General features: G+C 65.2%; 7 protein-coding genes and 2 pseudogenes. 6 read left to right on the forward strand and 3 right to left on the reverse strand.

The features are described from left to right. From VGI62_RS06440 to VGI62_RS06450, 3 genes and pseudogenes are all read left to right on the forward strand, one after another. A pseudogene (locus VGI62_RS06440) lies at window positions 1-227 on the forward strand (hypothetical protein); the annotation flags it as partial. Between the two features lie 119 nt (window positions 228-346). Continuing rightward, window positions 347-1,498 (forward strand): alpha/beta hydrolase, encoded by a 1,152-nt coding sequence (locus VGI62_RS06445; RefSeq protein ID WP_331503579.1) that lies wholly within the window; start codon window positions 347-349, stop codon window positions 1,496-1,498. Window positions 1,499-1,683: 185 nt separating this feature from the next. Continuing rightward, entirely contained in the window at window positions 1,684-2,091 is a 408-nt protein-coding gene (locus VGI62_RS06450) for a hypothetical protein (RefSeq protein ID WP_331503580.1), read from the forward strand. Between the two features lie 62 nt (window positions 2,092-2,153). Here VGI62_RS06450 and VGI62_RS06455 read toward each other — a convergent pair whose 3' ends face one another. After that, a complete protein-coding gene (locus tag VGI62_RS06455; protein ID WP_331503581.1) occupies window positions 2,154-3,002 on the reverse strand; it encodes a hydroxypyruvate isomerase family protein in 849 nt (282 codons plus the stop codon). A gap of 267 nt (window positions 3,003-3,269) precedes the next feature. Further along, window positions 3,270-4,286, reverse strand: coding sequence for an alpha/beta hydrolase (locus tag VGI62_RS06460; RefSeq protein ID WP_331503582.1), 1,017 nt, complete (start codon window positions 4,284-4,286; stop codon window positions 3,270-3,272). Between the two features lie 187 nt (window positions 4,287-4,473). Here VGI62_RS06460 and VGI62_RS06465 point away from each other — a divergent pair, with 187 nt between their 5' ends. Then, a complete protein-coding gene (locus tag VGI62_RS06465) occupies window positions 4,474-4,782 on the forward strand; it encodes a helix-turn-helix domain-containing protein (protein WP_331503583.1) in 309 nt (102 codons plus the stop codon). A gap of 2 nt (window positions 4,783-4,784) precedes the next feature. Beyond that, on the forward strand, window positions 4,785-6,065 hold the full coding sequence (locus VGI62_RS06470) for a SulP family inorganic anion transporter (protein WP_331503584.1): 1,281 nt from the start codon (window positions 4,785-4,787) through the stop codon (window positions 6,063-6,065). 782 nt (window positions 6,066-6,847) lie between these two features. Here the strand turns inward: VGI62_RS06470 and VGI62_RS06475 are convergent. Then, window positions 6,848-7,108 (reverse strand): annotated as a pseudogene (locus VGI62_RS06475) (transposase); the annotation flags it as partial. 395 nt (window positions 7,109-7,503) lie between these two features. Here VGI62_RS06475 and VGI62_RS06480 point away from each other — a divergent pair. Further along, window positions 7,504-7,884, forward strand: coding sequence for a hypothetical protein (locus tag VGI62_RS06480; protein ID WP_331503585.1), 381 nt, complete (start codon window positions 7,504-7,506; stop codon window positions 7,882-7,884). Window positions 7,885-8,167 lie beyond the last annotated feature (283 nt).

Consider the following 8,167-nt stretch of genomic DNA (forward strand, 5'->3'; position numbering starts at 1 on the left):
TCGACTGCCACGTGATCAATCACTCCGACGGTCCGGACAGCCACCCCGCCGAACCGACCAAGGACACCTGGATTCGGTCCGTCTATTTCACTGATCCCAACGGCATCAAGCTGGAGCTGGCGGCGCTGGTTCGTCCCTTCGCTGAGAGCGACCTGCTGGTCGATCCGATGGACGCGAACGGTCGCCCGGTTCCGTTGAAGCGCAAGGTGCTGGAGCCTGCGCACTGACGCCGGCCGTTCCAGATCTTCCTGGCTCCTGCTGAGGAAGATCGACCTGGCGGACATCTCACCTTGCGCCGCAGGCTCGGGCCGCCGGCGCCAATTCCGGCCCGCCGGACGGAGCCGACATGAAAGTCGTTCGAGAGCCTTATGGCTATTCCTACGCCGAGAAGACCCGGCTCAAGGAAACCTACGGCGGTCCGGATGGTCACGTCTTTGTCGAATGCATGCGTATCCGGCCGGAGACGGGCGGCTCCAAGACCGTAATCCTGTTCAGCCACCCGATCGGCGGTGGCTCGTTCCTGCCGATGGTCACGGCGTTGGCCCGTGCCGGGCGACACGTCATCTACTGCAACACCCGATACCGCGGGAACGACACGGCGTTGATCCTGGAGAAGTGTGTCCTCGACCTCGGCGCGTGCGTGGCCGACCTGAAGACCCGGTTCGGCTACGAGAAGGTGGTGCTGGGCGGATGGTCGGGCGGGGGCTCGCTGTCGTTGTTCTACCAGGATCAGGCCGAGCGGCCGACGATCACCGAGACGCCCGCGGGCGATCCCGTCGATCTCGTCGCGGCCGGTCTGCAGCCGGCGGACGCCATCCTGCTGCTGGCCGCGCACGTGAGCCGTTCGGTGACGATGACCGAATGGATCGACCCTTCGATCCTCGACGAGGACGGGCCTTTCGAGCGCGACCGCGATCTCAACATCTATGCCGCGGATTGTCCGAACCAGGCGCCCTACGACGCCGCCTTCGTCGCGCGCTTCCGGGAGGCGCAGATCGCGCGCAACCGCCGGATCACGGCGCGCGCGAAGGATACCCTGGCCAGACTCAAGGCTTCCGGCGATTCGGATATGGAGCGCCCGTTCGTGGTCTATGGGACCATGTGCGACGTGCGCTGGACCGATCCGACGCAGGACCCCTCCGACCGCAAGCCCTACACCTGCTACCTGGGCGAGCCGCGTATCGCAAATGACGGGCCGGTTGGCCTGGGACGCTTCACGACCCTGCGGTCCTGGTTGTCTCAATGGAGCTACGACGAGAGCCGCGCCCACGGCGAGAAGAATGGCGCAGGCGTCAGCTGCCCCACCCTGACGATCAACAACTCTGCCGACCTGGCCTGTACGCCGAGCCACGCCGCCCGGCTGTTTGGGGGCCTGGCGTCGAAGGACAAGACCTTCATCGAGATCAAGGACGCGGATCACTACTACATGGAGCGACCCGACCTTCTTCCCGCGGCGGTGACGGCCGTGACCGCCTGGCTCGACGAGCGCGGGTTCTAGTCGTCGTCGCTGGGCGCGGGAGGTCTCGCAGTCCGACCAGGCGTCTGACTCAGAGGTCGGTCGAAGAAGTCTCTAATGGGGGTACTCGTCACTGATCCCATCGGCTTAGATAGCTGGACGTAGCTCGCCGAGGCGAGCACGAGGATTTGAGGATCGTCTCGGCCTCGAAGCAATTTCAGGGTGTGATGCCAAAGGACGTCGATCGCTTTCTCGCTCACGCCCCCATCCTCGAGGAAGGCCCGTCGCTCGGGCGGGTGTTCGCGGTCGTGCGCGAGAGCTGGTTACTGAACGAAGACCCGAGGGCAGTTGCGCCACGCACCGAGCTCCTGGTCACCCGCCGCACGGCGCTGGACGCCGCGGATCTCGCGCGCCAAGCCGCCGGGGCATTCGACCGACACGGCTTCCATAGGTCCTCCGGCGCGTGGTGGGCCTCCGATGGCATACGTTTCCATCGCTTCGCCGTCCGTCCGCATCGGCCCGCTGCACCGGGTGTGATCGTGGGCTCTGGCCTCGCGGCCCTGGGTGCGCTTGCCGCCATTGCGCTGTTCAACGCCGTCCGGAAGACAAGCCGAAGGCCACGGAGCCGCGCCTGAGACAGCCTTGGGCAGTCCAATTTCGCCCGTCGGCGGATTTCGGCTTTCTGCCGCGAACGCGCTCACACCAGACAGGTGCGGTGCGCCGCGGCGAGCGCTGTATAGGGTTCTCCGAGCGCTAGGAATTCGTGCGCCACGTAACCCGAGAAGCTCAGATCCGCGATCGCGCGCGCCACGCCGCGATAGTTCACTTCCTGTGCGTCGTCGATCTCGTGCCGTCCGGGTACGCCGCCGGTGTGGAAGTGCCCGATCCACTGTTGATGATCCCGCACGGTGCGGATGACATCACCCTCCATGATCTGCATGTGGTAGATGTCGTAGAGAAGCTTCACTCGCGGCGAATTCAATTGTCGCATCACCGCGACGCCGAATGCGGTGTGGTCCCCCTGATAGTCGGGGTGGTCGACCTTGCTGTTCAGAAGCTCCACGCACACGGTGACGCCGTACTTCTCAGCGACCGGCGCAACCTTCGACAGACCCGCCACACAGTTTGCGACGCCCTCGGCGTCGCTGCGGCCGCGCCGGTTGCCGAACATCGCGATGAGATTGGGCACGCCCGCCTGGGCCGCGCGGGGAATCGCGGTGTTGATCTCCTCGATCAAAATCGGGTGCAGGCTCGGATCGTTGAAACCGTCGGCGATGAAGTTCTTGCGCCGGCTTGGATACCCCATCGAACAGGTGAGGCCCGCCGCCCGCGCGACTTCCCACTCCTCCGGGTAAAGCAGGTCGATGCCCTGCAGCCTAATCGCTTTCACACGGCGGCATACCTCCGGCAGCGAACCGGGCAGCGTCCAGCGGCACACCGACTGCTGCAGGCGGCCCGCCGAGGGGGCATGCTGCGGGATTGCGGCGCCTGCGGGCGTTGTCGCCGAAGCTTCCAAAAAACGCCGACGCGTGAGTCCGGGCGCCATCAAGGCTCTCCTGAGTTATGCGGCCAAGCAAACGTGACCGTTGAGCATAAGTCCATCAGGACGCGCGTACTGGGAGTAAAGCGCCCCGCGCCACCGTCACGTTCTAAGCGAGGGACCTGCGGCCCGTCGCGGACGGTCCGGCGCCTCGACGTCGGCGCGCCCGAAAAGATTGCGCGCCTCAGGTTCGCGACCCCACCTTTCGAACGATGTTCGGGGATGGGATAGCCGCCGCTGAGGAACCCTCGATGCCGCCCGCTTCAACCGGGCTTAGAGATGAGCGACGTCGAAGACGGCTTTGACGAAGGCGTCCGGCGCTTCCTGCGGCAGGTTGTGGCCGATGCCGCCGCTAATCGTCCTGTGGGCGTAGGGGCCCGTGAACTTCGCGCGGTAGGCCGCCGGCTCCGGATGCGGCGCCCCGTTCGCGTCCCCCTCCATCGTAATGGTCGGAACCCCGATCGTGGGGGCGGCGGCCAGGCGCTGCTCATCTGCGTCGTATCGCGCCTCGCCCTCGGCCAGCCCGAGCCGCCAGCGATAGTTGTGGATCACGATCGCGACGTGGTCGGGATTGTTGAACGCGGCGGCGGAACGGTCGAAGGTGGCATCGTCGAAGGTCCACATCGGCGAGGCCAGGCGCCAGATCAGCTTGGCGAAGTCATGCCGGTTCTTATCGTAGCCGAGGCGGCCCCGCTCGGTGGCGAAGTAGAACTGGTACCACCACTGGAATTCCGCCTCCGGCGGCAGCGGGTTGCGGCCGGCAGCCTGACTTCCGATCAGATAGCCGCTGACCGAGACGAGGGCCTTGCAGCGCTCCGGATGCAGCGCCGCGATGATGTTGGCGCTGCGCGCGCCCCAGTCGAAGCCGGCCAGGATCGCCTTGTCGATGGCGAGCGCGTCCATCATCGCCACGGTGTCGCGCGCGACCGCCGCCGGCTGGCCGTTTCGTATCGTCTCGGCCGCCAGGAAGCGGGTCTCGCCGTACCCCCGCAGGTGCGGGACGATTACCCGGAAGCCCTTGGCCGCCAGCTGCGGCGCGGCCTCGGCGAAGGCGTGGATGTCGTAGGGCCACCCGTGCAGCATGATCACGACCGGCCCGTTCGGCGCCCCGAACTCCGCGTAGGCGACCTCCACCACGTCGGCTTTTACGCGCCGGAGCGGCGGAAGCTCGACGGCTGCTCGCGGCGCGGCCACGGCCTGGGCTGACGCGACTGGAACGTCGGCGACAGCGGCCGCCATCACAGCCGCACCCAGCATGCGGCGGCGGAATGGGTCGGCAAGCTCGGGCATCGGACACTCCAGATCATCGAAGGACCTCGGCGAGCCTATCCGGCCGCGGCGCCTCTTTCGACCACTGGCGCTGCCTTCAGGCTGGCGCACGGCGTCACGGCGGTCATTTTCCGCCGGCGCACCCGGACGAGCGGGTACTATCTAACGCGACTCAACATCTAATGTGATATTTGATACATCACCCCTGATGCTCACTCCCGCCCAGCTTCGCGCCGCCCGCGCCCTCCTCGGTTTTGACCAACGCACCCTCGCCGAGCTCGCCGGCGTCTCCCTGCCGACTATCCAGCGCATGGAAGCGACCGGCAGCGGCTATGTGCGGGGCGTCGTCGAGAGCTTGACCAAGGTGGTCGAGGCGCTCGAGCGTGAAGGCGTAGAGTTGATCAAGGAAAATGCGGTCAGCTCTGGGGGCGGTCGAGGCGTTCGGCTGCGCGATCCGACCAGCCCCACCTTGCGCGAGCCGCCGCGCCGCGCGCCGGACAAAGCGTCAGTGGCCTAGCCATGTCCAACGGAGCCCGCACCGCGCATCTCTACAAGCCCAAGCTCGTCACCGTCCTGAATGAGGGTTATGGGCGCTCCTCGCTGCAGCACGACCTCATGGCCGGCCTGACCGTCGGCATCGTCGCCCTGCCGCTCTCCATGGCCATCGCTGTGGCTTCCGGCGTTTCGCCGGATCGCGGGCTCTACACCGCGATCGTCGGCGGCTTCATGGTCTCGGCGCTCGGCGGCAGCCGCTTCCAGATCGGCGGGCCTGCGGGCGCCTTCATCGTCCTGGTCTCCGCCACCGTCGCCCGCTTCGGCGTCGACGGACTGATGCTCGCTGTGCTGCTCTCTGGCCTGATGCTGGCCATTGTTGGCGCCCTTCGGCTGGGCTCGCTGATCCGCCACATCCCGCATGCCGTGACCGTCGGCTTCACGGCGGGCATCGCCGTCACCATTTTGGCCAGCCAGCTGAAAGACCTCGGCGGCCTGACGGTCGCGGGCGCCGAGCCCGGACCGATAATCCCCAAAATCGTCGCGCTTGGCCACGCTCTGCCCACGCTCAATCCCACGGCGCTTGCGCTCGGCGCCGGGGTCGCGGCGCTGATCTTCGCGCTGCGGCGATGGAAGCCGTCCTGGCCCGGCATGCTGATCGCTGTCGCCGCCGCCTCGATCCTCGCTTGGCTCGGCCACCTTGACGTCGTCACCATCGGCAGCCGCTTCGGCGGCGTGCCGCACGGGCTGCCGGCGCCCCGATTGCCGCCGGTCACGCCCCACCTGATGCGCCGGGTCTTCCCGACTGCGCTCTCCTTCACGCTCCTGGGCGGTATCGAGAGCCTGCTCTCGGCAAAGGTCGCCGACAGCATGACCGGCCGCATGCACCGCTCAAACATGGAACTAGTCGCCCAAGGCTTCGCCAACATCGCCTCATGCCTGTTCGGCGGGATCAGCGTGACCGGCACGATCGCCCGGACGGCCACCAACATCCGGGCCGGCGCTGCGAGCCCGATCTCCGGCATGCTGCATTCAGCCTTCCTGCTGCTCTTCATGCTGGTCGCCGCCCCGCTGGCCAGCTTCGTGCCGCTTGCGGCCCTCGCCGGACTGCTGGTGGTCGTTTCCTGGAACATGGCCGAGAAGGGTGAGTGCGTCCGGCTGCTGAAGAACTGGCGCACCGCCGCGGTGCTGCTCGCCACATTCAGCCTGACGTTGCTCAAAGACCTGACGGCCGGCATCGTCACGGGCTGCGCACTGGCCGCCCTGTTCGCCGTGATGCATCGGGGTGTGCCGGAAGAGGGCGTGTAGGGTTCAGGGGCCGCCCTCCTCGTTCATAACGGTGCCACAGAGCGCCTGCTGGGCTGACGCGTTGTCCGCGTTCTACACCCTCTGCGGAACTTGCGGACGTCCGCTCCCAGGCCGAAAGGCTGAACGTCAGGATTCAGGCGGCAAGGCAGCGCGGGCTAACGATCCGTTGCTGACCTTCGGAGGCCAGCACGGACCTTCCGTCCCGGCCCCATGGGTTCGCATTGGAACTGATCAGTGAGGCTCTGGAGGCAAGCGCCCCGTGCTGCAGCAACGCGGCCACGTCGTTCACAGCATCATCATCGCGGGATCGGCCTCGACCAACACGTCAGGACTCAATCGGTGGGCGAGCTTGAGCGTTGGCGCGAACGAAAACGGCAGCGCGGACTCGCCAAGAACAAAGATCAGAGCGACAGCCTAGAAAGCTGGCGTTCTTGGAGAATTTTCAATGACAATTCAATGGCTTACATGTTCGGTTTGCAAAAGGTGTCGCAGTTGGGGACGTCGGTTTGTAAAAAAAGCTGACGTTCTTGAGAACGCCAGTACACTGATTTTATTGTCGGATTTCCGAAGGAGTGACTCTTAGCCGACTCCCCAATCATCTGAAAAGAATTAGTTTTTCGGCCATCTCCGCCGACGGTTTGAGCACTAACTATTTGAAATACCTTATGTTCTCCCGCACCATGTCGGAGCGCACCTCCGCGGTGGGCTGCGGCTGACGCTGAGGTGTTGATCGCACCAGATCGCCCATGTCGGACATTGCGCCACTCAGCTAGTGAAGGACGGACCTTCCGGCACAGTGCGATGAACTGGCGGCAAGCCGCGCGGATCGCCGGGCCATTGTCCTTCCGAAAGTCGGCGATGGTCTTGAAGTCCGGAGCCAGCCGCTCGGTCAGCCACATCATCTCGACGTTGCGCCCAGCCTCGCGCTCCAGCTTCCGGCTCGAGGCGATCTGATTGATGTAGCCGTAGACGTAGATCTTCAGCAGCAGGCCGGGATGGTAGCTCGGCCGGCCCGTCACCTCCGGCACGGCGCCTTCGAAGCCCGTAGCATTCGGCGTGTGGAGAGACCGTAGGCTCGAAGAGGCCACCAGCCACGTTCGGCCAGGTATCTCCGAGGCTCAGGCGCGCGCCATCCTCGGACAGCCGACTTGGCGTGGTCGATGCGGCGACGCAATGCCCTACGGCTTCGGTAACGATTGTAGCTATGAGCTAGGCTATCGCGGCTCGTTCGCGCCAGCTATCCCGAGCTACTTCGTCGTCCAGCTTGACCGCCAAGGGCGTGTGATTTCCGCGGACCCGATCAACAGTCCCTGAAGGCGGCAAGGGGTCGTGAGCGGGCTTTTGCGTCTCGCCCGAAACCGTACCTTGGGCCAGGCAGCCAACAACCCGAGGTCGGTTGAGGGCTGGATTGCGGACGGAGCCGGACTACTCTGGCTAAATGAGGCAGTTGGCCCTTTCCGTCGCCCTGACGCTCCTCTCGACCCAAGCTCAGGCCGCACCATCCGTTGCCGTCTGGGATGGTCGACTGCCTCCTTCAGGATCAGTGAAGGGTGAACTCTGCAACGCAGCCGAGATCAAAGGCCACTACGTCGTCGGTGTGCTGAACGGCCCCACGCGCGGCAATAAGACGGTAGGTCAGCTACGGCGGGGCGATCAGGTCTTCGTCTGTAGCGAAAGCGGGGAGTGGCTCGGCGTGGTCTACAAGGGGCATGGCCGCCCCTGCAGAGGAGGCACCCCGGCTGGCCTCGATGTCCGTCGCACACCCCACTGTGCGTCCGGGTGGGTGCGGAAAGATCAGGTCGACATCCTCTCGGGCTGAGGTCGGCTCAGGGGTCGTAAACCGAAATTGAGGTCGCGCCAGGAACCGGACTTTCAACAGACCCCTACGTGTCAGCATCAATCCACCAGCGGGGCTTAGACTTGTTTGCGCCCTAAGGCCGCGCTGAGAGTTGAGACAAAACATGAACGCTACTTTGGTAAAATGGCACCAAAACGACCCAAAATGACCAAAGCCGCTATCCGCCAAGTGTTTGAAAAATTGGAGCGGCCGGTGGGAATCGAACCCACGACATTCAGCTTGGGAAGCTGACGTTCTACCTCTG

Source organism: Phenylobacterium sp. (genome assembly GCF_036495085.1).
Classification (GTDB): Bacteria; Pseudomonadota; Alphaproteobacteria; order Caulobacterales; family Caulobacteraceae; genus Phenylobacterium.